Here is a 24,067-nt window from a genome sequence, read left to right as displayed (position 1 = left end):
AGGTTGCCGTGAAAATAGCAGGTTTAACTTGGTGGAGGAACAACTATGGTTCTGTACTGCAGGCATATGCTCTGCAACATGTAATGAATGAATTCGACAATATTGATTATGAAATTCTGAACCAGTATAGCGGGAAAGTCGCCTCTATCGATAATTTTTACCATAAAATCAAGAACTTTGGTATCAAAAAAACGATTCACAGGATTGTGTGGAAATTTGGTACAAAAAGGTTAAGGGACCGTAACCGGGAATTACAGAAGTTTGTGGATGAGAAGCTTAAGATATCCAATAAGCGGTATAAGGTGAATTCTATTGATTCGGCTAATGATAGTTACGATGGGTTTATCTGCGGCAGTGACCAGATCTGGAATCCCGAACTGACTTCTTTAGACAGTATTTACTGGCTGACATTTGTAAAGCCTGGAAAATTAAAAATTGCATACGCACCCAGCATCGGCATTGACCAGGTTACAAAAGAACAGAGAAAGATGATCAGAGACAATTTAAATACATTTCATGCAGTCTCCTGCAGAGAGGAAAGTGGACGCAATTTGATCTCTTCCATTCTTGGAACTAAAGACTGTGAAACCGTTTTAGATCCCACGCTTCTGGTGGACCGCACTGTTTGGGATAAGCTCTGTCCGCCCAGGCGTTTTAAAGAGAGGTATATTTTTGTCTATTTATTAAGAGGAACAAAGCAGCAGCGAAAATTAATCGAAATGTATGCTCGTTTTATCAATTTGAAAATAGTAACAATGCCTTTTCTGGATCATGAACATATCAATCGATATGATAGAAAATTTGGTGATATAAAATACTGGGATGCGTCCCCTTCTGACTTTATCAGTGTGATCCGGTATGCGGATGCTGTATTTACAGATTCATTCCACTGTATGATTTTCAGCTGTCTGTATCACAGAAAATTTTATCTGTTTCCAAAAATCGGTGCACACCAGATGAACCGGTTAACCGATTTGCAGAATATGCTTCATATATCATCAAGAATGCTTGAAGATAATGGGACAGTGAGAGAGATATTAAGTAAGGGAGCCATAGACTGGGACATGGTGGACGATATTATCATGGAAAATAGAATGAAATCAAAAGATTATTTGAAAAAGGCGTTAGGAATGGCATGATTGCTGGTGGTGACTGATGAAAAAACAGGTATATGCATTTAAAAATACAGATGCACAAGTGATGAGAAGTACTTCCGGCGGTGCATTTATAGGGCTGTGCCATGCGTTTGAGGAATTACATAAGAACTGTAAAAAATATATTTACGGCGCTGAACTGACAGGCAGTATGAAAGTGCGGCACACGAGTGTTGCATCTGCAGAAGAATGCAGTATTTTTCAAGGCTCTAAATATGTGAAAAGTGACTGTAAAAATTGTTACTCTGAGATTGCCAGTCAATTGAAAAATGGCTGTTTTGTATTGTTTTCCGGCACTCCGTGCCAGGTTGCGGCGCTTAAAAAGTATATTGACAGGGAAGGAATTACAAAAGACCAGCTTTTTACGGTTGATTTGATTTGTCATGGAACACCCAAAACCCGTGTATGGGACGATTATAAAGACTGGATGGAAAAAAAGGTTCATGCAGGACTAAAAGAATATTCCTTTCGTTATAAGCCGGAGGGCTGGAAGGCATACCCGGCCCGTGCATGTTTTGACAATGGGGTGGTATTAAAGAATACGGCTTTACTGTCTGTATTCTCCCGTCTGCATATGACCGGTTATATCACGGCTAAAGCCTGCTTTTCCTGTCCTTTTTCTAACATGGACAGACCAGGTGACATTACTTTGGGGGATTTCTGGGGAATTGAAACCATGAACACTGCAATACCATGGAAACACGGCGTTTCTCTTATATTGGTCAATACAGAAAAAGGGATGGAATTAGTAAAGGGCTTATCAGATATGGTTCGTACGAACCAGGAAATGTTATTGGAAGAGGTGAAAAGCCAGGATTACAGGAAATACCAGCATAATCTCAGCAGGCAGACAGAAAAACCGCAGCTCTATGATGAATTCTGGAACGATTACGATCAGATTGGTTTTGAAGCCATCATAAAGAAGTATATAAATTATGGAATGAAATATAAAGTGGTTTTTCTGATCAAAAAGGTTGTAAGAAAGACTCCTTTCATACATTTGTATCGAAAGAAACGAAGGGACAGGAACGTACGATGAGGATTCTGATTGTAAATACATTTTATTATCCTAATATGCAGGGCGGGGCAGAGCAAAGCGTTAAATTACTGGCGGAGGGGCTTGTAAAAAAAGGGCATGAGGTTGGAATTTACAGCGTGGATTCACGAGATGGGAATATTGAAACAGCTATGCATCATGGTGTTAAAATATACCGGTTTACAGCCAATGATTTTAATTTATACCGGTTTAGCTATGATAAAAAAAATGTCGGTAAATTTGAAAAAATTCATCAAAAGTTACTCTGCTATTGCAATGTGAAGTGCAGGAGAGATTTTGAATTTGTCTGCAATGAATTTAAACCGGATATTGTTCATACCAATACCATTTATGGGATGTCGTACCTGATCTGGAAAGCTGCATATGAAAATAAAATTCCCATTGTTCATACCATCAGGGACATCGCAGTTGTATCTCCTGTTCAGTACGGGCATAAAGCTAATCCTTTCATACGGCTGATACACAGGATCTATATGCGTACCTTTACAGAATTTGTTTCCTGTGTTACCGCTCCTTCCAGATATACCCTTGATACCTCTCTTGCAGCCGGCTGTTTTAAACGTGCTGGAGTAAAGAAATGCATTTTTAACAGTGTGGCCATAAATCACAATGAGACAGAAGCAATTATGAAAGAAAAGCGAAACCGTACATCAGCGCACATTAAGTTTATGTATGCAGGACGTCTTGTGTATTTTAAAGGCATTGAACATATGATCCGCGCTTTTGAAAGCATGCAGTACAAAGATTGTGAGCTCTTTATCTGCGGAAATGGGGAAATGGAGGAATATGTGAAAAAATGTGCTGCTCAAAATCCCCGCATTGTATTCTGCGGGAAGCTTGACAATGAAAGGCTTGCGGAAAAATATAAAGAAAGCGATGTCCTGATTGTTCCATCTGTATGGCCGGAGCCGTTTGGCCGGGTACTGATAGAGGGAAATAAATACGGTTTGCCGGTGATTGCGGGCCGATGCGGCGGAATGCCTGAGATTATAGAAAATACACATGGCGGAGAAACTTACGAAGCTGGTAATGCCGTTCAATTGGCAGGATTAATGGATCATATGGCAGAACGCAGCCGTTATAAAAAGTATTTTAATTCCATACTGCAGACCATTGATATATATAATATAGACCGGCAGATAGATAAATTTGAACAGGTATATCATGAGATTTTAAGGCGGTGAGATAATTAATGGATATTGTTTTTGTGATTCTTCACTATACTGCAATCGATATGACAATCAGCTGTGTGGCATCCATACGCAGGTATATTGATACGGGGAATTATAAAATAATTATTGTTGATAATTGTTCCCCGGACGATTCCTTTCGGGAATTAAATGTGATTCTTGGAAAAGATACTGATATTATTTTGCTTCACAGTGATGTTAATGTTGGATTTGCACGGGGCAACAATATAGGATTTTCTTACGCAAACCAACACTTCCATCCTGAATTTCTTGTTTTAATGAATAATGATGTTCTTCTAATTGAGAGATGGATCTATAAAAAGTTAAAAAAGAAATATGAGGAAACCGATTATGCCGTTCTGGGACCTATGATTATAACGGGTGAAGGCAGCATCTGTTCTTCCCCTTTGCGTAAGGAGATACTGTCGGCACAGACTGCCAGGCGGGCGGTCCGGAGATATTACCGTCTGCTGCGGTTAAACTTCTTCGGTCTTGATAAGCACTACCGGTGGCTGATGTCCAGATTCCATAAGCATATACCGCAGTTTTCTGTGGAGGAACGGCTGGTTTCTCATGAAAATGTGGGGATTCACGGCTGCTTTATGGTTTTTTCAGAAAATTACAGTTTAAGGTTTGAGGGGCTGGATCCCAGCACGTTTCTATATATGGAAGAAGATATTCTTTTCCTGCATTTAATGAAAAATAATATGAAATCCATCTATTGTCCTGAAATCACTGTATATCACAAAGAAGATGCTGCCACGGATTCAGTACAGAAAAGCAGCCACAAAAAGAATGGGTTTGTGTATAAAAATTGTATCAATTCCCTGAAAAGCTATTTGAAGATTTTAACTACATATGAAGAAAAGGAAAATTGTAATGGCTATAATGGGCAATAAAATTTTATTAAAAAATTTCACCATCGATATATTTGCATTTTTAGTAATGTTTCTGCCGAGGCGGTTATATTTTTTCGGTGCATTTAGTTACCGGATCATTATTCTATTTGTCTTAGTTCTCTGTCTCATACTTAGAAAAGGCAAACTATCCATATCCAATACGATCATTGACATTCCCATGATTATTTACTTTGTAATTACCGGGATTATTTCGTTTATACACCTGCAATTTTCTACAGGCATTGGTTATATCATTGACACGTGCCTGGTTTTGATTATTATATATAATTTATTGCAGAAAGAACAGGATATCAATCGGTTTATCAATGTATTTCTGGCTTTTTTAGGGATATACGCAGCTCTGGGAGTTATTGAGTGTTTAACAGGATTTAATATATGGGATCTGGTGCATTCTGCCGGATATCAAAGATACAGATTTGGATTATACAGAAGCTATGGTTCCAGTACAAATTTTACAAATAATGGTGCATTTCTGATGCTGTGTTTACCTGTTGTTGTGTGGAAAATGCAGCAGGAAGAGGTTCGCAAAAAAAGATATGGGGTTATATACGGATTAGTATTCTTAAATATACTTGCAACGCTGACCAGATCAATTATTTTATGTACATTCTTCCTGCAATTTGTCTGGCTGTTGAAATCAGGAATGGTCCAATATATAAAAAAACATTTTATGCAGGTTATTACAGCAGCAGCGGCTGTACTTCTGGTGGTTCATATCCCGGTTATATATAATTTTTTAAATCAGTTTATATCCATGTTTGTTGCATTGTATGATTATGAAACTGCGAATGAAATTTCCGATTCCTTTGGTTCCAATGCAAATGGGATCGGGCAGAGGTTTTTATTATACACCTGGATATTTGATGCAGTGAAAGACAAAATTTTATTTGGTTTAGGTCCGAATTGCCCGTTCGAATATACCTTCATGACTTTAACCGGGAAACGCATGATTAAGACTTCTATTGAAAACCAATATCTGGTACATCTATACCGGTATGGTTTGGCAGGTTTAATCAGTTATATACTTATGTTAATCAGTATTATCTTAAAACTGTGGAGAAACATGGAAAATGACCTGACTGGGAGAGGGGGGAAATGTACATTTGGTTTCATGATATTGACTACAGTTTTTGTTTACTTTATAAGCGGTCTGTCTTTTGCTGCATCAGATGATTTTCGGATGTTGTTTCTTATATTATCATTATTTTTTGTCCATTGTCAGCTTATAAAACGAGGAGAACCTGTAAATGATGAATTATCTAATGAAATATAGAAAAAAATGGAATGCTATGTCTCCGGTTGCGAAATCTTCCATGGCAATGATATTTGCGAAATTTTTTCAAAAAGGCCTGAGCATGATCAGCGGACCTGTTTTTACCAGAATCATGTCCTCATCGGAATATGGTATTATCTCAACGTTTACTTCCTGGCAGAGCGTGCTTTATATTATTGCAACGTTAAATATGGCCAGCGGTGTTTTTAATAATGGAATGATAGACTTTAAAAAAGACAGGGAATCGTTTACGTATTCCATCCTGTGCCTGGCTAATCTATGTACGTTTCTATGTATGGGTGTTTATTTTTTGTTTTACAGGTGGTTAAATCCTCTGTTTGATATGCCTGTCAGCCTTATGGCATTAATGCTTTTGTACTTTATTTTCACCCCGGCTTATAATTACTGGATGGGAAAACAGCGGTTTGAGTATCAATATAAAGGAATTACGGCTGTTACCATAGTGGCATCCTTACTTTCATTCGTTTTATCAGTCATTTGCGTACTGATGGCATCCGATCAGAATAAGGCCGTAACAAAAGTAATGGCAGCTGAATCTGTGTCCATTGTTATTGGAGTTATCTTTTTCATTTCCATAATAATAAAAGCAAAGGGGAAGATAAAATTTGCTTATTGGAAATATGCATTGAAATTTAATCTTCCGCTGATCCCCCATTATTTGTCCATGTATGTTCTTTCAAGCTCGGACCGGATCATGATCAGCAAATTGATTAATACAAGCGCAACCGCAGTTTACAATGTTGCTTATACAGTGGCAGGTATCATGCTGATTTTCTGGAATGCGGTAGATGCATCGTATGCTCCATGGATCTATCAGCAGATGGAACGGAAAAATTATCAGTCAATAAAAGCCAGAGGCAATCAGGTACTTTTGTTTTTTTCAGGACTTACCATATTATGTACTTTGTTTGCACCTGAAATTATCTGCATTTTAGCGCCTGAAAGTTATCACAGCGGAATTTATGTAATTCCATCGGTGGCAGCAGGAGTATTTTTTACAGCCTGTTATTCTTTATACATGAGGCTGGAATTGTATTTGAAAAAAACTAAAACAGTAATGGCAGCCACATGCTCAGTTGCAGTTTTAAATTTAGTTTTGAATTATATATTTATTCCAGAATTCGGATTTTTTGCTGCAGGATATACAACACTGGTATGCTATGGGCTGCTGGCATTTTTTCATTATTGCTGTATCAGACGTTTAGGTTTTCATCATGTCTATGATAATAAGAGGATTTTAGGTTTGTCCTGTTTTGTGGTTCTGATTTCCGTAATTATCTCAGAAATTTACAGATACACGATGATCCGTTACAGTCTGATCGCAGCACTTGCAGTAATCATGGTAATAAAAAGAAAAGACATCGTTAAGATGTTAAAAAAATAAGCGAAAGGCCGGGGAGTAGTACATATGAAAATTGGAATAACAGGTTTGCTGTTTCATGCAGGCAATAAGGGCTGTGAAGCTCTTTCCTATGCTTTTTTAAATCTAATTGATGAGATTGCAAAAAGGCAGAAAGACAGAATAGAAATAACAATAATAACAACGTTTCCGGCAAAGAAATTTCTAAAAGCAAAAGGAAATTACGAAATATGTATGAGGGAATTTCTGCCAAAGTATACCTATAAGAATTTAAATATTGGATTTTGTTTCTATAAAATGGTTTGCGGAAAATATATGATTTCATCTGAAATAAAGACATGCAATGTTGTTTTTGATTTTACAGCGGGAGACAGTTTTACAGATATCTATGGACGCAGGCGTTTTTTTGTACGCACTGCTTTAAAACAGAAAATCATTGATATGGGAATTCCACTTGTGCTTGGAAGCCAGACAATCGGACCTTTCAAGGATAAAGATGTCAGGGATATGGCTGTAAAGGTCATTAGTGGCTGCAAAGAGGTCTATGCCCGTGACCAGTTATCAGCAGACTATACATTTAAAATAAGCGGCAGAAAACCGGTCCTGACTACTGATGTGGCATTTGCTCTGCCCTATACAAAAAGGGAACATAGCAATAATATTGTAAGCATTGGATTCAATCCCTCCGGTCTGCTTTGGAATGGAGGTTACACCGGAGACAATCAATTTGGACTCACCGTTGATTATCAAAGATACTGCAGGGAAGTTATAAAGAGTCTCCTGAAAAAATATAAGGTTTTTCTAATTCCCCATGTTCTTTCTTATCAAACACAAAATGTGGATAATGATCTGATTGCAGTACATGCATTAAAAAAGGAATTTCCGGCTTTGGAGGTGATCGATGATTTTACCACACCTATGGAAGTAAAGTCTCATATTGCATGCATGGATGGTTTTATTGCTGCACGCATGCATGCAGCAATCGGGGCATTTTCTGCAAACGTAGCCTGTGTCCCATTTTCTTACAGCCGAAAGTTTGAAGGATTATTTGACAGCCTGGGGTATGGCAGGGTCATACATGGATGCTCGGATAACACTGATTCGGCAATAGAAAAAACACTGGAATGGATTGATAAGCATACAGAACTTAAAAATGAAGTGATTGCGTGCAATGGGCTGGCTTGTGAAAAAACAAATCTATTGAAAGATAATCTTGAGACACTGCTATATGGAGGTGAAGGAAATTGATCAGACAGGAAAATACAGTTTATACCGGGAGTAATGAGATGTACAGGGAATTCTGTTCAGGCTGTGGTTTGTGCATATCACAAAAGAAAGCACAATGGGAAAAAGATAAGAAAGGATTTTCATACGCTGTTGGCAATGATAAGGACTTTCATACATTTTGTGATAAAGTTTGTCCAGCCGGTGGAATGCAGTGCAGGGAGTTGGAAAAGGGAAGTGTATGGGGACGCAGCACCGGTGTCTATCTGTCACATTCAACAGATGAACGTATCTGGTTTGAGGCTTCCAGCGGAGGTGTTCTGACTTCATTATGCTTATTTTTGCTGGATAATAAAATGGTGGATGGAGTTATACAGACGAAAATGGATCCGGACAATCCAATCGGCACGAAGACATTCTTAAGCAGAACGCGGGAAGAATTACTGGTTTGCTGTGGTTCAAGATATTCGGCTTCGGCTCCGTTAGGGGATATCAATGATTATTTAAATGGAGATGAAACATATGCATTTGTAGGAAAGCCCTGCGATGTGACCGCTTTGCGCAATTTTGCAAAAACAGATAAAAGAGTCTGTGATCATATCAAATATATGTTTTCATTTTTTTGTGCGGGTGCACCAAGTGAACAAGCCAATATCCAGCTTTTAAATAAGATGGGGTGCGGGAAAGAGGGGTGTGTTTATTTAAGGTACCGGGGCGATGGGTGGCCTGGCTACGCAACAGCTATTGACCGGTATGGTGTGACATTTCAATTGGATTACAGAAGTGCGTGGAGGGATACGCTGGGGCGGGACATACGTAAAATGTGCCGGTTCTGTCTTGATGGAATCGGAGAAATGGCGGATATCAGCTGCGGAGATGCCTGGTATCTGGGAGAAGATAACAAGCCGTTATTTACGGAAGCTGCGGGAAGAAATGTTGTCTTTTGCAGGACCGGGAGTGGAAAAGATTTATTTTTAATGGCATGTAAAGCAGGATATCTGACGAAATCGGATTACCCTGAATTTGAAAAGGAACTGCCTTTCTATCAGTCGTATCAGTATGAAAGACGCACAACAATGGGGACAACCATACTGGCTTTAAAAGCAATGGGGAGAAGATATCCCAAGTATAGTGCCAAACTTTTGAAATCCTATGGGAAACGAGTTGGATTAAAACATAAAATCAGCCGTTTTAAGGGCACTATTGAAAGAATTGCCAGGAAGAAGCTATAAATTGTTATAGAAAGAGGACCTATATAATTGATTACGTATATTTTAGAGGATATGAAACAGCCGTTTTCTTATTTAATGTCGGGGATTGGAGCAGCAATTGCGGCATATTTTTTTTTAAAAGGAATAAGGTGCTGTCTGGGAAAAAAACAAAAGAATAAAAGGGAAAGCATTAGTCTGTTTCTCTGGGTTGCATACTTAGTGGTACTTGCAAGAACGGTTTATTTTTGCAGACCTTCCTTATCAAGGAATAAAGTAAATATGGCAGTGATGGGTACCTGGGGGATATCGCTGCGTTCCCATGTCTATGTAATTGAAAATTTTATGTTATTCATACCTTTTGGGATATTATTACCTTTATGCTTTCCGAAAGCCCGAAACAGCCGGATTTGCATTTTAACAGGCTGTGTGTTAAGTGTTTTTATTGAAACAGTTCAGTATATGACCCAGAGAGGGAACTGCGAATTGGATGATGTGATCATGAATACATTAGGGACATTAGTTGGCTGGGTGATTTATACTGGTTTCATAAATAGTAAAAAACAGTAAATTACGAGAAAAGTTACGTTACATAAAATGACTTAAATTTGTGAAAATTTACTAAAAAGTAACAAAAATATAAATATCGCTATTCTATTTCTCATTTATGCCGATAAAAATAAGAGACAAATTAGAGGAGTAGGATTATGAAATCATCTACAGTAAAAAAGATAGTTATTGTTATTTTAGGAGTGTTGGCAGCAATTCTTTTAGGGGGATATCTGCTGATATCCGGCGCGATTAAGAAAAACAGAGTACAGCCTATGGATTTTACGCAGGATCTGAATTTAAAGAAACCAGATTCGGTAAAAGAGCAGCCTTTTGTCTTGTTTTTGGGAAACAGTCTGACTTATTATAATGACCTTCCCTCTGTGTTTACGCAACTCAGTCAGAGCGCGGGATATATGCCTGAAGTCTATGAACTGACAGAAGGTTCCTATCGTCTGGAGTATTTTGCAGATCGTGAGGACGAGGTGGGAAGCCAGGTGTATGATGCACTGGAGAACTACACCTGGGATTATGTGATTTTACAGGAACAAAGCGGAATTGCCACAATGGGGGAAGATGTGATGTATCCCGCAGCAAGGACCCTGGACGCCATGGTCCGTCAGGCCCAGGGCGAATCGGTATTTTTCATGACATGGGCTTTTAAAGAAGGGATAAACATAAAATTATTTCCAGGTCTTAAATATAAAGAAACAAGGGCCGAGATGCAGACTGAAATTGCAGATCATTATATGAATATCGCAAAGGAACTGGATGCCATGCTGGCTCCTGCAGGAATTGCTTTCATGCGGTGTTCTTCACAGTTTCCTGAGATTGAATTATGGGATGAAGATGGAAATCATCCATCGCCTGCAGGGACGTATCTTTCTGCGTGTGTCTTATATAAGGTTCTTTATGACCAGTCTCCGGAGGGAATTGAGTATTCAGGAGAATTAGATCCACAAACGGCTGGGAAATTACAGCTGATTGCGGCAGGTATTAAGTAGCAGAGTATTCTGCTATTTTGATATAATCAATAAACAGATGGAGAAAATACGTATGAGAAACAAATGGAATGTTACGATAAACGGAATTAATCACGAGATTTCGTTTAAAACAGGTGTGTTTAGGGGAAAGGCAGTAGTTGATGGTGTTTCAACTCCAGTGAAGAACAACAGCATGTTTATCCGGCTTTTTGATTTTCCGATCAATCTGGATGGAACTATAGTCCACCTTACCGCAATTGGCAATAAAATTGACCTGGCTGTGGATGGGGTCTATCTAAATTCAAAGAAACCTTATGTGCCTTTTGAAAATATACCTAAGTGGTCTTATCTGTTATCTGCAATTCTGATTGCAGGAGGCTATGCATTGTGTGGTTTAATCGGAATGCTTCTTGGACTGCTGTCAAGCACTCTTATTATCAGCAGATCTGTTACACCACAAAAAAAGAATCTGGTTCCTTTTACTATATGTGTTACTGCTGTATGCATAATTTTAGATTTACTAATTACATTTGGTGTTGTTTTAATGACCGTATAAAATCGCGTCCGGATCTCCGGACGCGATTTATTTTAATTAACAAAACAGGCGGCGTGCTCTGTTTCATAATATTCTGTGAGAATATCCAGAAATGCTTTGGCATACTTGGGCAGATACCGATTTTTCTGATAGGCAGCAATAAGAGTATTATCGTTTCGCGTTTTTCCTACAGAAAGGCAGACAGAGGAGGAAGGTTCTCTGCTTTTTAAATAGTGATAGTAGCTTTCCGGTGCGAAAGCGGCGCCCAGACCCTCCATGGCCAGGCGGATCGACATCTCACTGTTACGGGTATGGAGAAGAATCTTTGGCTCCATCTCATATTCTTTAAAGAGTCGTAATGCGATTCCCCCCGTGTTCTGATCAGGATAAAGCAGAATAAAGGATTCCTCAGACAGAAGGCTTAAATCTATCCACGGATATTGAAAGCCTTCTTTTTTAATTGCTTTCTCTGACAGTGGATTGTCTGCGGATAACACAAGAACCATTTCCTCTTTTCCGATGATCTGATAATCTAGGTCAGTTGGAAATTCATGCACATTATAAAAGGTTAAGTCAACCGTATGATCCGTTAAGGTATGCTCAGCCACAAAACTTACTTCCTCCATCATATTCACGGTGACGTGAGGGTAAAGACTGTGAAATTTCATCAGAGTGGGACCGATCAGACTGTTACCCAGCATGATGGGGAGGGCAATGTTTAAACGGCCGTGGTTATGGTGCATAATATCATCAAATTCATTATTCCATTCTATTCCGTATTCCACAATTTTTTCCGCATAATGAATATAACGTTCTCCGATATAAGTGGGAAAATAACCGCTTCCCACCCGGTCAAATAGCCGGGTTCCCAGCTGCTGTTCTAAATTTTTTAAATATTTGCTTAACGATGGCTGGGAAATAAAAAGTGTTTCTGCAGCTTTGCTGATGCTTTTATTTCTGTAGATGGCCAGAATGTATCGGGCTTCTTTTAAATCCATGGCGTTCTCCCTTCTTACTATGAGTATTATAGATTTACTGCATACAAAATATAGATTATATGTATTTGACGTACAGTATATCATAAATTATAATAAATGTATAGATATAAATTAGTTGAACTTATAAATAGTTATAAGAAACAGCCACATTTGGAGTGCAGAAAGTATGGAGAGGTTAAAATGAAGAAACAAAGTGCTTTTGTAATGATAATTCCCGGGCTGGTGATTCTGACGGTATGTCTGTTCCTTCCGCTTTTGAAAGTATTGATACCCACCCTTCATACAGGGGCGTATCCTTTAAGCGCATATGTTGAATTTTTCCAGGATGAATATTACCGGAAGATTTTTGTAAGAACAGTGAAAGTTGCATGCCTGACCACCGTGACCTGCATGGTACTCGGTGTTCCCACCGCTTATTTTATCAGCCGTTGCAGCAAAAAATGGAGGGGGATCCTGCTGTCCGTTTCCATATTTCCCATGATGACCAATTCGGTGATCCGAAGCTTTGCATGGATTAATATTCTGGGTAGTAACGGACTGATCAACCGGATGCTTTTAACAGCTGGTATTGTGGAAAAACCGGTAAAACTTCTGTATACAGACTTTGCCATTATCATTGGTTCGGTTTATTTATTCCTGCCTCTTATGATCGTGACAGTGGCAGGCGTTATGGAGAATATAAGCGATGATATGATGGAAGCGGCCTTAAGTCTTGGTGCAGACCGGATTCGGGCTTTCATGAAAGTGATCTTCCCCATGAGTCTGCCAGGAATTATTGTGGGAGGAATCCTTGTATTTACCGGAACTTTAACCGCTTATACAACTCCACAGCTCTTAGGCGGCAATAAGCATATGGTCCTTTCCACCTTTATTTATCAGAGAGCCATGAGCGTAGGGGACTGGAATGGAGCTGCTGTTATTTCCCTGATTATGATTGTTGTAACAATGGCTGTTATTAAAGGGTTTAATTCTCTGGCAGCGAGACTTGATAAAAGAGGAGGAGACCATGCGTAAAAATAAGATGCTTACCATTTTTGCTGTTTTGGTATTTGGATTTTTAATTCTGCCGCTGATCATTATTGCTGTTACCGCCTTCGGCAAAGGCAGTGCCATAACTTTTCCAATTGAATCTTTTTCATTTAAGTGGTTTTTAAATGTATTTGCCATAAAATCATTCCGGATTTCATTCTTAACCAGTCTGGAGATTGCCCTGCTGGCTACGGTGATTGCACTTCTGGTGGGAATACCGGCTGCCTATGCACTGGCAAGATCAGGATTAAAAGGCAAAGGTCTGATTAAATCAGTTTTTCTTTCTCCTACCATAGTGCCAGGAATCGTAATCGGTTTTGTGCTCTATCAGTTTCTGGTACTGTCCTTTCGAGTGCCGGTATTTCTGGGACTTTTAGCAGGTCATTTTATGGTAACACTGCCTTATGTGATCCGGGTGGTGGGGTCCAGCCTGGAACAGTTTGATTTCTCCGCAGAAGAAGCGGCATGGAGTCTGGGGTGCGGTAAGATTCCTGCTTTTTTCCGGGTTGTTCTTCCAAATATTACTTCTGGAATTTCTGCCGCATTTATGCTGGCATTTATCAATTCCTTTAATAACATACCGGTATCCATGTTTTTGTCCGGACCGGGAGTATCCACCTTTCCGGCAACTCTGATGAATTACATTGAATATAATTATGACCCTACGGTGTCGGCAGTATCCGTATTGTTAATGGCTGTTACAGTTCTTATGATGGTAATTGTTGACAAAACGCTTGGAATAGCCGCCCTGGCAAAATAGGAGGAATGCGAAATGGCATATATGACACTGAAGGATATTGATGTCCGTTATGATAAGAAGAAGCAGGTATTAAAAGGATTAAATCTGGAAGTTAAGGAAGGGGAGCTGGTATCTTTATTAGGTCCCAGCGGGTGCGGAAAAACCACAACTCTCCGCGTGGTAGCCGGATTTATAGAGCCTGAGTGCGGTGTGTTTTCCATTGACGGGGAAGACTTGACAAAGGTTCCGGTTCACAAAAGAAATTTCGGTATTGTATTCCAGAGTTATGCACTGTTTCCTCATCTGAACGTTTATGACAATGTTGCATTTGGTTTAAAAATGAGAAAACTTGATAAAGAACAGATTGACCGGAAAGTCAGGAATATCTTAGAGGTCTGCGGTCTTGCGGAGTTTGATCATCGTTTCCCCCAGCAGATGTCTGGCGGACAGAGACAGAGGGTGGCTCTTGCCAGAGCTCTTGTAATTGAGCCGAAGCTTTTGCTGCTTGACGAGCCTCTTAGCAATTTAGATGCAAAGCTGCGGATTAACATGCGTATGGAGATCAAACGCATTCAGAAAAAACTGGGAATTACCACGTTATTTGTCACCCATGATCAGGAGGAATGTTTCTCCATCTCTGATAAGGTAGCAGTTATGAATCAGGGGGTCATTGAGCAGTTTGATACTCCGGAAAACATTTACCAGAGACCAGATACGGAATTTGTTGCCAGATTTATTGGATTTGAAAATTTCCTCACATTAAATAAAGCCTGCAAATAAAAAGTCAAGAGAAAATTGAAAATATTTAAGATTAATTTTTTAAGTAAATCAAATAGACCACCGTTATCCGCTGGTCTGAAAGGATGTGGTTATGGTTATTCTGGAAGGGACATAAGATATTCTTTTACTCTTCCGTAGTAGATACGCAGAAACTTATTAGCACCAGCGGTCATGTAGACATAGTAAGGTTTACCTTGGGCACGTTTTTTATCCATAAACATATATACAGGATCATCCTGAGGTTTTGTTTTGATAAGAGCATCCATGACTTGAAACAATGACTTACGTAGCACCGAAGAGCCTCTTTTGGAAGCAGGAACGCTCTTCTGGACATGGGTTCCAGATTCGTTTACACCTGGATCAACACCGGCAAATGCGGTGATAGCTCCTTTATGGGTAAATCGTGTAACATCTCCGATTTCAGCCATAAGTTGTGGCCCGAGAGATGGACCAACTCCTTTCATTTCCATAACGACAGGATATTCAGGGAGTTTAGCTGCTGTTTCGTTCATCAAGGTACGGAGTTCTTCCACGATCTTAGATGCAGAATTTAATTGTTCTGCGGCCTGTCTCAGGATCAGCTTGGTTAAATCATCTTTTGGAAGTACAGGAACAAGCTCCTTTGCAGCTCCATAGATTTCTTCAGCTTTAGCTTTACTGAAGTTGTACTTCTTACGTTTACACCATTTCTGATAATGGTTGATAAAAGCATTTAATGACATTTTACGAACACAGTCCACATGCCAGTATGTAGTGGCAAAATCAACCCATTTCTGGCTTCCATCATCACGAGCAGGGCTGTCAAAGTAAGTATTAACACCAGGGTAGGTCTGATCAAGGATCCCGATGAAGTTGTTCTTCATAGCTGTTTTGTGTTTCATATAAAACCCAAACTGACGGTTCATAGTTTTTAATTGATTGCGTATTTCATCCATAAGACTATACTGTTTCAAATTAGTCCAACTGTCAAGCGTATAACGGGCAATTTTTACAGAATCTGCTTTATCAGATTTGACTTTTCGGAGAGAGTTATCTCCGAAATCCTTAATGAGCTTAGGATTTACGGCCGTTACAAAAAGGCCGGCCTGAGAAAGCTCACGAGCCAATGGTTCGTAATAACGACCAGTGTGCTCCATAACTATGCGGGATTCACCTTCGATAGATTTAATCTGTTTAATCAAAGATTGGATGTTACCGGAAGTGTGTTTGATTTCAAAAGGCGGGGAAACAATCTCGCCATAAGGGCGGAGAATAGCGACCATGCTTTTGCCCTTGGAAACATCGATACCTACTGCGTTCATGTTCATAAATTTGTCACTCCTAAAGATTATTGCAATGGATAAGTACCAGTTTTACTCATTACCTATTCAATCTACTGTGGTGTGACACGAACGTACTGTAGGACAGCAGTTCAACCTGCATAAAACGAACGCTGCAAATGAGGAGCTGGTTATCAGTCTTAATTACGGACGCAAAGTCCAAGGAGGAAACCGATATACCTATTGCTCCATCATTATAACAGCTTAAGTAACAAGATGGATAATTCCTTACTGGCTGTAAGGGATATTAACCATAAATATATTGTAGTAGAGGGAAATGTATATAAAACGCAAGCCGGTGCAGTATTTACGGTAGAGGCCGAAAAAGATGGTGATCTGTTTGCCGGCACAATCCGGCCGGAGGATATACGGATCGCAGGAGAGACGGAAGATCATAATGTTCTTACCGGAACCGTGGGAGTACGGACATTCTTAGGAAAAAGCTATCAGTATGAAGTTCTGACAGAGGAAGGCAAATTTCTGGTAAGCAGACCGGCAGAAGAGGTCTATGAAGAGGGCAGTACGATCCGCCTGTATCTTCCAGAGTCGAAGCTCATTCTTGTAAATAAGTAACAACGGCTGCAAAAGCCGGCAAATGATAAAAAGAGAGGATAATTAATTATGAAAAAAGTATTGGCATTATCTTTATGTGCAGCCATTCTACTGTCAGGCTGCGGCACGGCAAAAAGTGCAGGTGACACCACTGCTGCAGAAAAGGGCACAGCTGGCGGAGAAAAGAAACTGGTATTATCTACTTATGGATTAAGCGAGGATATTTCGGAAGAAGAGGTATACAAACCATTTGAAGATGAGTTTGGCTGCAAGATTGTAACAGAGACAGGAAGCACCAACGAGCGTTATACAAAGCTGTCAGCGGATTCCCAGAGCACCATCGATGTAATCGAATTATCCCAGGCCATGACTGCCAAAGGTATAGAAGCGGGACTGTTTGAGACTTTGGATTTATCTAAGATTGAAAACAGCAAGGATTTAATCGGCGCAGCAAAAACCATGGCAGATGCAGGGCAGGGTGTTGCCTATACCATTAACAGCATTGGCATTATGTATGATCCTGAAGCAGTTGGATTTGAAATTACCAGCTTTGACGATCTTTGGAAGGCAGAATTAGAGGGAAGCATAGCGATCCCAGACATCACAACTACCTTTGGTCCTGCAATGGTTTACATGGCAAGTGATCACGCAGGTGTAGATGTTACTACAGACAAGGGAGAGGCCGCTTTTAAAGCACTGGATGAATTAAAGCCAAACCTGGTTAAAACCTATGCTAAATCTTCTGATTTAATTAATATGTTTACTTCTGGGGAGATCAAGGCTGCGATTGTAGGAGATTTTGGTGTACCTACTATTAAAGAAGCAAATCCGGATCTGGTTTATGTAACTCCTGATGTAACTTATGCAAACTTTAACACAATAAGCATTACCAAAAACTGCAAGGACAAAGATCTGGCTTATGCTTATATCAATTACCGCTTAAGTAAGGAGCTTCAGGATAAGACCAGCAAGGCGTTAAATGAAGCACCAACCAACAACCAGGTTAAAGTTGAAGAAGAAAATGCAAAAAGTATGACATACGGAAAAACTGCGGAGAATGCAAAGGTTCTTGATTATTCTTTTGTAAATCCTCTTTTAAGTGATTGGATTGACCAGTGGAACCGTATTATTAACAGTTAAGGAAAGAGAATATGAAGGTTGACTTACTTGTTCAGAATGGATGGGTCTACCGGACATACAGGCAGTGTTTTGAAAAAGCAGACATTGCAGTAGTGGGGGAAAAGTTTTATGACGTTTCCCCTGCTTCCTGTTATGAGGCAGACCTTGTGGTAGATGCAAAGGAAACATATATCATACCGGGACTGATTGATGTTCATATGCATATAGAAAGCTCCATGATCGGACCGGCAGAATTTTCCAGGGCAGTTCTTCCCTGGGGTGTCACAACGGTGGTGGCTGATCCTCACGAGATTGCCAATGTATTTGGAATTACTGGAATAAAGCGTTTTATGGACGTAAAAACAGATCTGGATATTTATTATGCCATTCCTTCCAGTGTTCCTGCGGCCGGCCCGGATTATGAGACATCCGGCGGAGTTATGGGAGAGGAAGAGGTCCTTAAGCTTCTGGAAGACGGGAGGGTCATCTGCCTGGGAGAAGTGATGAACTACCGGGATTTAATTTCTTTGCAGGATACCAAAATAAAACGCATCATTGAACAGTGTCAGACAGCAGGACGTGATATTAAGATAGAGGGACATTGCCCATCCCTGACAGGAAGGGATCTGGCTGCCTTTATCAGAGCCGGAGTGGACGCGGATCATACCCAGCAGACCCGGGAATCCGTACTGGAAAAAACCGACATGGGAATGTTTCTGGAGCTTCAGGAGAAATCCCTGACTCCCGATGTCATAAATACTGTGGTAACTCACAGGCTTTATGAGAACGTGGCACTTGTCACTGACGATGTCATGCCGGATCATCTGGTAAACGGACATTTAAACCGGATTCTTAAGCTGGCAGTGGAGCGGGGAATGGCTGCGGAGCAGGCGGTTTATTGTGCAACCTTTACAGGGGCCAGAAGAATGGGGTTACATGACAGAGGGATGATTGCACCTGGAAAGCAGGCTGATTTTGTGATATTAAAGGATCTGGTTCATTTTAATCCCATGGCAGTTTATAAAAGCGGAAAACGGTACGAGAATGGAACAGGGGAAGAAAGAACAGCATATCCTGATGAGTTTTACCAGTCTGTGAAATGCCGTCTTGCCCTGGAATCTGACTTCAAACTGAACCGCTGTAAAATAAAAGACGGCAAAGCTCTTGTTTGTGTCATGCAGATACAGGAGTACGGAACCACAATCCGTCACGTGAAACGCTGGATCCCAGTCAAGGACCACTGCCTTTGCTGGCAGGAAGCAGGCTTGTGTCTTGCTGTGGTATACGAACGGTATGGGAAACATGGCAGTGTGTCCAGCGGTCTCGTTGAAAACGGATTAAAGCTGCCAGGTGCAGTAGCAACTACATGGAGCCATGACAGCCATAATCTTCTGGTTCTTGGAAATTCTCCAAAAGATATGCTTCTAGCGCAGAACCGTATCGTTCACATGCAGGGAGGCTATGTAACAGCAAGAGAGGGTGCCATTACTGCTTCTGTTAATCTTGCGGCAGGCGGAATTCTCTCCGATGAGGGACTGGATAAGCTGGCAGAAGATCTTGGTGCAGTACGAAAGGAGCTGGAAGGTATGGGCTATAAAAACAGCAATGTGATCATGTCTGTTTCAACCTTAACGCTTCTGGTCTCTCCTGAGTTGAAACTCAGCGACAAGGGATTGTTTGATACGAAGGAACGTCAGGGAATACCCCTGGTGGAAAAATACGAGTGTGAAAAAGGAAAAGGTTGATCAGTGTGAGAACGGTAATCGTAAATGCTACAGTAGTAACCATGAATAAAAATGGGGATGTCTATCGCCCCGGTTTTGTGATGTTTGAAGATGATGTGATCACAATGGCGGGTGAAATGAAGGACTTAGAAGAGAAGGCGGGGCATCTGGATGCAAAACTGATTGACGGAAAAAACGGAATTTTAATCCCGGGCATGGTAAATCTTCATACCCATATGGGAATGGTTCCGTTTCGGGGACTTGGAGATGACTGCAGGGACCGTCTGCGTGTCTTTCTATTTCCCATGGAGCAAAAAGCCATGGATCAGGAACTGGTTTATCTCTCCACCCGCTATGCAGCAGGGGAAATGCTTCTGGCCGGAGTCACTACAGCTATGGACATGTATTATTTTGAAGAAGAGGCTGCAAAAGCCTTGGATGAAATGGGGATGCGTGCGATTGCCGGACAGACAGTTATGGATGAAGGAGCCTGCGATTTTAAGGATCCGAAAGAGGCGCTTTCATACGGGGAAGATCTTATTAAGAAATATTTAAACCATCCCAGAATAACAGCCTGTATTGCACCTCACGGCACGACCACCTGCTCTTGTGAAGTGCTAAAAGAGGCATACCGCATTGATTCCTCCTATGAGGTTCCATTCACCCTTCATACCGCAGAAATGGACTATGAGATGGAATATCTGGAAAAAGAGAAACAATTGACTCCGGTTGGCTATTTAGACAGCATCGGGGTTCTTGGGAAAGGTACACTGGCAGCTCATTGTATTCATCTGACGGAAGAAGATTTAGATCTGTTAAAAGAGCGAAGTGCAGCGGTTGCCCACTGCATTGGATCCAATACCAAAGCTGCTAAGGGGGTGGCCCCTGTAAGCGGTATGAATAAGCGGGAAATTGCGGTTGGACTGGGCACAGATGGCCCTGCAAGCGGAAACACATTAGATATTCTCACTCAGATGAGACTATGCGCGGATTTTCATAAAAATGAGACGAAAGACAGAAGTGCATTTCCTGCCAGAGACATTGTTAAGATGGCAACCATTCAGGGAGCGAAGGCTCTGGGACTTGACGCCATAACAGGCTCACTGGAACCGGGAAAGCAGGCGGATCTGGTGCTGATAGAGACGGATTCTGCCAATATGTTTCCTGTTTATGACCCTTATTCGGCACTTGTATACAGCGCCAATCCGTCCAATGTAGAGGCTGTTTATGTAGCCGGAGAGTGTCTGGTTGAGGGAAAACAATTGAAAAAAAGCAACATGGAAGAGATACGAAGATCCCTTATCAATAAGATGAAACAAACGGATTTTGGAAAATATATGGAAAATAACCGGGAACTGGATGTGTAAATTTAAGGTATCTGGTATCAGATTTCATGATCCGGCAACAATATAAGTACGCGGAAGTATTTGACAACTATTTTCCCCTGTGGTAAACTATATCCGTATGAATACACGCCGGTACCCGGTATTTCGGACACTCCAGCCATTGCTTGGTACAAGGTGAGAATTTAAAATTTAAGGAGGAAATCAACATGATTTCAAAGGAAAAGAAAGCAGCTATTATTTCTGAATACGGCAGAAAGCCTGGCGATACAGGTTCACCGGAAGTACAGATCGCAATTCTGACAGAAAGAATTACAGAATTAACAGATCATCTTCAGCAGAATCCAAAAGATCATCACTCCAGAAGAGGACTTCTGATGATGGTTGGACAGAGAAGAGGACTTCTTAATTACTTAAAGAAAACTGATCTGGATGGATATCGTGCTTTAATCGAGAAGTTAGGAATCAGAAAATAATAAACCATTTAGGGTGGAGAACTTCTCCACCCTATCTGTCTATTAAGAAAAGGATGTTAAAAGTAGAAGTATCCCCCGAGACCGCTGATGTACACGTAAAGTAGTCGGATCAGACGCAAGATACGAAAGTTTCCGGCTGTCTGCCCGGACCGTAATTTATTTACGTGCAGATCAGTAGTTTCGGCATCTTCTACTGTTTAATATAAATTTAATTTTTAAGGAGATACCAGTATGTACAAGAGTTTCAGTATGGAGCTTGCAGGCAGAACCCTGACCGTTGAAGTGGGCAGAGTGGCAAAGCAGGCGAATGGTGCAGCTTTGATGCACTACGGAGATACCGTTGTATTAGCAACTGCAACTGCATCCGACAAACCAAGAGACGGAATTGATTTCTTCCCTCTCAGCGTGGAATATGAAGAAAAATTATACGCAGTAGGCAAGATTCCGGGAGGCTTTAACAAAAGAGAAGGAAAAGCATCTGAGAATGCGATTTTAACCTCACGAGTGATTGACCGTCCGATGAGACCTCTGTTCCCAAAAGATTACCGCAATGATGTTACTCTGGATAATATCGTAATGTCTGTTGATCAGGACTGCAGTCCGGAATTAACGGCGATGTTAGGTTCCGCTATTGCCACCTGCATCTCTGATATTCCTTTTGACGGACCATGCGCGTCCACTCAGGCAGGTCTTGTTAACGGAGAACTGGTGATTAATCCTACTCAGGCGCAGAAGCAGGTTTCAGACATGGCTCTTACCGTTGCTTCCACAAGAGAGAAGGTAATCATGATAGAAGCCGGAGCCAATGAGGTTCCTGAGGATATCATGATTGAGGCTATTTTTAAGGCACATGAGGTAAACCAGGAGATAATTAAGTTTATCGATACCATCGTTGCAGAGTGCGGAAAACCAAAGCATGGGTACACCAGCTGTGCAGTTCCGGAAGAATTATTTGCAGCAATCAAAGAGATCGTAACTCCACAAGAGATGGAAGTTGCTGTTTTTACAGACGAAAAGCAGGTAAGAGAAGAGAATATCCGTAATATTACACAGAAGCTGGAAGAAGCTTTTGCTGATAAGGAAGAGTGGCTTGATGTACTTGGAGAAGCTATTTACCAGTATCAGAAAAAGACGGTCCGCAAGATGATTTTAAAGGATCATAAACGTCCGGACGGCCGTGCGATGAACGAGATCCGTCATCTGGCAGCAGAGATCGATATGCTACCAAGAGTACATGGTTCTGCTATGTTCACCCGCGGACAGACACAGATTTTAAATATCTGTACTCTGGCACCTTTATCTGAAAGCCAGAGACTGGACGGCATCGATGATATGGAAACTTCCAAGAGATATATGCATCACTACAATTTCCCATCCTTCTCTGTAGGAGAGACAAGACCTTCCAGAGGACCGGGACGTCGTGAGATCGGTCATGGTGCGCTGGCTGAAAGAGCCCTTGTTCCGGTTCTTCCGTCAGCAGAGGAATTCCCATATGCAATCCGTACTGTTTCCGAGACCATGGAATCCAATGGTTCCACTTCTCAGGCCAGCATCTGTTCCTCCTCTATGTCATTAATGGCAGCAGGTGTGCCGATTAAGTCGGCAGTAGCTGGTATTTCCTGTGGTCTGGTAACAGGAGATACTGATGATGATTATATCGTTTTAACTGATATTCAGGGTCTGGAAGATTTCTTCGGAGATATGGACTTTAAGGTAGGCGGTACCCATAAGGGAATCACTGCGATACAGATGGATATTAAGATTCACGGTTTAACAAGACCGATTATTGAAGAAGCGATCCGCACTACAAGAGAAGCAAGACTTTACATTCTTGATGAGGTTATGGCAAAAGCCATTGCTGAGCCTCGTAAGGAAGTTGGAAAATATGCTCCTAAGATTGACCAGATTTCCATTGATCCTCAGAAGATTGGTGATGTAGTGGGCAAGCAGGGCAAGGTAATCAACAAGATTATCGAAGAGACCGGTGTGAAGATTGATATCTCCGATGACGGAAGTGTATCTGTATGCGGAACCGATCAGGAGATGATTGACCGGGCTGTTCAGATTATCAAGAGCATCGTGACTGAGATTGAAGCTGGACAGATCTTTACCGGTAAGGTAGTAAGAATTATGAATTTTGGTGCCTTTGTAGAGCTTGCTCCAAACAAAGACGGTATGATTCATATTTCAAAGCTTTCTGATAAGAGAGTAGCTAAAGTTGAAGATGTAGTGAACATCGGAGATATGGTTACTGTAAAAGTTATGGAAGTAGACAAAATGGGCAGAATCAACTTAAGCATGAAGCCAGGCGATTTAGCTCCAAAAGCAGAAGAGCCGAAGGCAGTCAAAGAAGAGACTGTAACAGAATAAATAGCTGTGTGATAAGTCAGGCAGCAGACAGTATGAATCTGTCTGCTGCCTGTTTTTTGTGTACCCGGCGAACAGAATTAGCAGGATTCTCAAGTATGAAAGAGAAAGAAGTAATAATGAAAACGGGTAATATATAAGGCTTTT

22 protein-coding genes are annotated in these 24,067 nt (G+C 40.9%); 20 read left to right on the top strand and 2 right to left on the bottom strand.

Features of this window, described 5'->3' with window-relative positions; genetic code table 11:
- Positions 1-8: 8 nt before the first annotated feature.
- From CRO04_RS03910 to CRO04_RS03860, 11 genes are all read left to right on the top strand, one after another.
- Positions 9-1,139 carry a polysaccharide pyruvyl transferase family protein gene (locus CRO04_RS03910; RefSeq protein WP_166432461.1) on the top strand — a complete coding sequence of 377 codons (1,131 nt, stop codon included), beginning with the start codon at positions 9-11 and terminating at the stop codon, positions 1,137-1,139.
- A gap of 16 nt (positions 1,140-1,155) precedes the next feature.
- Positions 1,156-2,193 (top strand): Coenzyme F420 hydrogenase/dehydrogenase, beta subunit C-terminal domain, encoded by a 1,038-nt coding sequence (locus CRO04_RS03905; RefSeq protein ID WP_097002918.1) that lies wholly within the window; start codon positions 1,156-1,158, stop codon positions 2,191-2,193.
- A complete protein-coding gene (locus CRO04_RS03900) occupies positions 2,190-3,395 on the top strand; it encodes a glycosyltransferase family 4 protein (protein ID WP_097002917.1) in 1,206 nt (401 codons plus the stop codon). The genes CRO04_RS03905 and CRO04_RS03900 overlap by 4 nt, the downstream gene beginning before the upstream one ends.
- An 8-nt stretch (positions 3,396-3,403) precedes the next feature.
- Entirely contained in the window at positions 3,404-4,300 is an 897-nt protein-coding gene (locus tag CRO04_RS03895; RefSeq protein ID WP_097002916.1) for a glycosyltransferase, read from the top strand.
- Entirely contained in the window at positions 4,281-5,594 is a 1,314-nt protein-coding gene (locus CRO04_RS03890) for an O-antigen ligase family protein (RefSeq protein WP_097002915.1), read from the top strand. Before CRO04_RS03895 ends, CRO04_RS03890 begins: the two co-directional genes overlap by 20 nt.
- Positions 5,569-6,999: a lipopolysaccharide biosynthesis protein gene (locus CRO04_RS03885; protein ID WP_097002914.1), complete on the top strand. Its 1,431-nt coding sequence runs from the start codon at positions 5,569-5,571 to the stop codon at positions 6,997-6,999. The genes CRO04_RS03890 and CRO04_RS03885 overlap by 26 nt, the downstream gene beginning before the upstream one ends.
- 24 nt (positions 7,000-7,023) lie before the next feature.
- Positions 7,024-8,223, top strand: a complete 1,200-nt coding sequence (locus tag CRO04_RS03880) for a polysaccharide pyruvyl transferase family protein (RefSeq protein ID WP_097002913.1) — start codon at positions 7,024-7,026, stop codon at positions 8,221-8,223.
- Complete coding sequence (locus tag CRO04_RS03875) at positions 8,220-9,431, top strand: Coenzyme F420 hydrogenase/dehydrogenase, beta subunit C-terminal domain (protein WP_097002912.1); 1,212 nt, start codon at positions 8,220-8,222, stop codon at positions 9,429-9,431. Before CRO04_RS03880 ends, CRO04_RS03875 begins: the two co-directional genes overlap by 4 nt.
- Before the next feature lie 27 nt (positions 9,432-9,458).
- Complete coding sequence (locus CRO04_RS03870) at positions 9,459-9,977, top strand: VanZ family protein (protein WP_097002911.1); 519 nt, start codon at positions 9,459-9,461, stop codon at positions 9,975-9,977.
- Between the two features lie 137 nt (positions 9,978-10,114).
- A complete protein-coding gene (locus CRO04_RS03865) occupies positions 10,115-10,960 on the top strand; it encodes a DUF4886 domain-containing protein (RefSeq protein ID WP_097002910.1) in 846 nt (281 codons plus the stop codon).
- Between the two features lie 52 nt (positions 10,961-11,012).
- Positions 11,013-11,495 carry a hypothetical protein gene (locus CRO04_RS03860; RefSeq protein WP_097002909.1) on the top strand — a complete coding sequence of 161 codons (483 nt, stop codon included), beginning with the start codon at positions 11,013-11,015 and terminating at the stop codon, positions 11,493-11,495.
- A gap of 32 nt (positions 11,496-11,527) precedes the next feature.
- On the opposite strand, the gene CRO04_RS03855 is transcribed toward CRO04_RS03860, so the two are convergent.
- Positions 11,528-12,472 carry a LysR family transcriptional regulator gene (locus CRO04_RS03855; protein ID WP_097002908.1) on the bottom strand — a complete coding sequence of 315 codons (945 nt, stop codon included), beginning with the start codon at positions 12,470-12,472 and terminating at the stop codon, positions 11,528-11,530.
- A 180-nt stretch (positions 12,473-12,652) separates the two neighbouring features.
- Here CRO04_RS03855 and CRO04_RS03850 point away from each other — a divergent pair, with 180 nt between their 5' ends.
- The 3 genes from CRO04_RS03850 to CRO04_RS03840 are packed head-to-tail and all read left to right on the top strand — an operon-like array spanning position 12,653 to position 15,020.
- The gene (locus CRO04_RS03850) at positions 12,653-13,486 is read left to right on the top strand and encodes an ABC transporter permease (RefSeq protein WP_097002907.1); all 834 of its coding nucleotides are present in this window, start codon (positions 12,653-12,655) and stop codon (positions 13,484-13,486) included.
- Positions 13,479-14,261 (top strand): ABC transporter permease, encoded by a 783-nt coding sequence (locus CRO04_RS03845; RefSeq protein WP_097002906.1) that lies wholly within the window; start codon positions 13,479-13,481, stop codon positions 14,259-14,261. Before CRO04_RS03850 ends, CRO04_RS03845 begins: the two co-directional genes overlap by 8 nt.
- A 12-nt stretch (positions 14,262-14,273) precedes the next feature.
- A complete protein-coding gene (locus CRO04_RS03840) occupies positions 14,274-15,020 on the top strand; it encodes an ABC transporter ATP-binding protein (protein ID WP_330400770.1) in 747 nt (248 codons plus the stop codon).
- Between the two features lie 95 nt (positions 15,021-15,115).
- On the opposite strand, the gene CRO04_RS03835 is transcribed toward CRO04_RS03840, so the two are convergent.
- The gene (locus CRO04_RS03835) at positions 15,116-16,321 is read right to left on the bottom strand and encodes an IS110 family transposase (protein ID WP_207654397.1); all 1,206 of its coding nucleotides are present in this window, start codon (positions 16,319-16,321) and stop codon (positions 15,116-15,118) included.
- Between the two features lie 234 nt (positions 16,322-16,555).
- On the opposite strand from CRO04_RS03835, the gene CRO04_RS03830 reads away from it, so the two are divergent.
- The 6 genes from CRO04_RS03830 (at position 16,556) to CRO04_RS03805 (ending at position 23,923) form a co-directional block, all read left to right on the top strand.
- Positions 16,556-16,912, top strand: coding sequence for a TOBE domain-containing protein (locus CRO04_RS03830; RefSeq protein ID WP_097003096.1), 357 nt, complete (start codon positions 16,556-16,558; stop codon positions 16,910-16,912).
- Between the two features lie 48 nt (positions 16,913-16,960).
- A complete protein-coding gene (locus CRO04_RS03825; RefSeq protein ID WP_097002904.1) occupies positions 16,961-18,031 on the top strand; it encodes an ABC transporter substrate-binding protein in 1,071 nt (356 codons plus the stop codon).
- Between the two features lie 11 nt (positions 18,032-18,042).
- Positions 18,043-19,755 (top strand): adenine deaminase C-terminal domain-containing protein, encoded by a 1,713-nt coding sequence (locus tag CRO04_RS03820; RefSeq protein ID WP_097002903.1) that lies wholly within the window; start codon positions 18,043-18,045, stop codon positions 19,753-19,755.
- Positions 19,756-19,760: 5 nt separating this feature from the next.
- A complete protein-coding gene (locus CRO04_RS03815) occupies positions 19,761-21,101 on the top strand; it encodes an amidohydrolase (protein ID WP_097003095.1) in 1,341 nt (446 codons plus the stop codon).
- Between the two features lie 185 nt (positions 21,102-21,286).
- Positions 21,287-21,553 carry a 30S ribosomal protein S15 gene (gene rpsO / locus CRO04_RS03810; protein WP_097002902.1) on the top strand — a complete coding sequence of 89 codons (267 nt, stop codon included), beginning with the start codon at positions 21,287-21,289 and terminating at the stop codon, positions 21,551-21,553.
- A 231-nt stretch (positions 21,554-21,784) separates the two neighbouring features.
- Positions 21,785-23,923, top strand: coding sequence for a polyribonucleotide nucleotidyltransferase (locus CRO04_RS03805; protein ID WP_097002901.1), 2,139 nt, complete (start codon positions 21,785-21,787; stop codon positions 23,921-23,923).
- Positions 23,924-24,067: the final 144 nt, after the last annotated feature.

Origin of the sequence: Lacrimispora amygdalina (assembly GCF_900205965.1) — a bacterium.
Taxonomy (GTDB): Bacteria; Bacillota; Clostridia; order Lachnospirales; family Lachnospiraceae; genus Lacrimispora; species Lacrimispora amygdalina_A.
The sequence above is the reverse complement of the archived record's forward strand: the minus strand, read 5'-3'. Positions and strand labels throughout refer to the sequence as shown.

Coding starts and splice junctions, on each gene's coding strand:
- CRO04_RS03895 (WP_097002916.1), top strand. CDS start 3,404: ATGGATATTGTTTTTGTGATTCTTCACTATACTGCAATCGATATGACA.
- CRO04_RS03840 (WP_330400770.1), top strand. CDS start 14,274: ATGGCATATATGACACTGAAGGATATTGATGTCCGTTATGATAAGAAG.
- CRO04_RS03865 (WP_097002910.1), top strand. CDS start 10,115: ATGAAATCATCTACAGTAAAAAAGATAGTTATTGTTATTTTAGGAGTG.
- CRO04_RS03900 (WP_097002917.1), top strand. CDS start 2,190: ATGAGGATTCTGATTGTAAATACATTTTATTATCCTAATATGCAGGGC.
- CRO04_RS03860 (WP_097002909.1), top strand. CDS start 11,013: ATGAGAAACAAATGGAATGTTACGATAAACGGAATTAATCACGAGATT.
- CRO04_RS03890 (WP_097002915.1), top strand. CDS start 4,281: ATGGCTATAATGGGCAATAAAATTTTATTAAAAAATTTCACCATCGAT.
- CRO04_RS03805 (WP_097002901.1), top strand. CDS start 21,785: ATGTACAAGAGTTTCAGTATGGAGCTTGCAGGCAGAACCCTGACCGTT.
- CRO04_RS03820 (WP_097002903.1), top strand. CDS start 18,043: ATGAAGGTTGACTTACTTGTTCAGAATGGATGGGTCTACCGGACATAC.
- CRO04_RS03845 (WP_097002906.1), top strand. CDS start 13,479: ATGCGTAAAAATAAGATGCTTACCATTTTTGCTGTTTTGGTATTTGGA.
- CRO04_RS03880 (WP_097002913.1), top strand. CDS start 7,024: ATGAAAATTGGAATAACAGGTTTGCTGTTTCATGCAGGCAATAAGGGC.
- rpsO (WP_097002902.1), top strand. CDS start 21,287: ATGATTTCAAAGGAAAAGAAAGCAGCTATTATTTCTGAATACGGCAGA.
- CRO04_RS03830 (WP_097003096.1), top strand. CDS start 16,556: ATGGATAATTCCTTACTGGCTGTAAGGGATATTAACCATAAATATATT.
- CRO04_RS03855 (WP_097002908.1), bottom strand. CDS start 12,472: ATGGATTTAAAAGAAGCCCGATACATTCTGGCCATCTACAGAAATAAA.
- CRO04_RS03905 (WP_097002918.1), top strand. CDS start 1,156: ATGAAAAAACAGGTATATGCATTTAAAAATACAGATGCACAAGTGATG.
- CRO04_RS03885 (WP_097002914.1), top strand. CDS start 5,569: ATGATGAATTATCTAATGAAATATAGAAAAAAATGGAATGCTATGTCT.
- CRO04_RS03835 (WP_207654397.1), bottom strand. CDS start 16,321: ATGAACGCAGTAGGTATCGATGTTTCCAAGGGCAAAAGCATGGTCGCT.
- CRO04_RS03850 (WP_097002907.1), top strand. CDS start 12,653: ATGAAGAAACAAAGTGCTTTTGTAATGATAATTCCCGGGCTGGTGATT.
- CRO04_RS03825 (WP_097002904.1), top strand. CDS start 16,961: ATGAAAAAAGTATTGGCATTATCTTTATGTGCAGCCATTCTACTGTCA.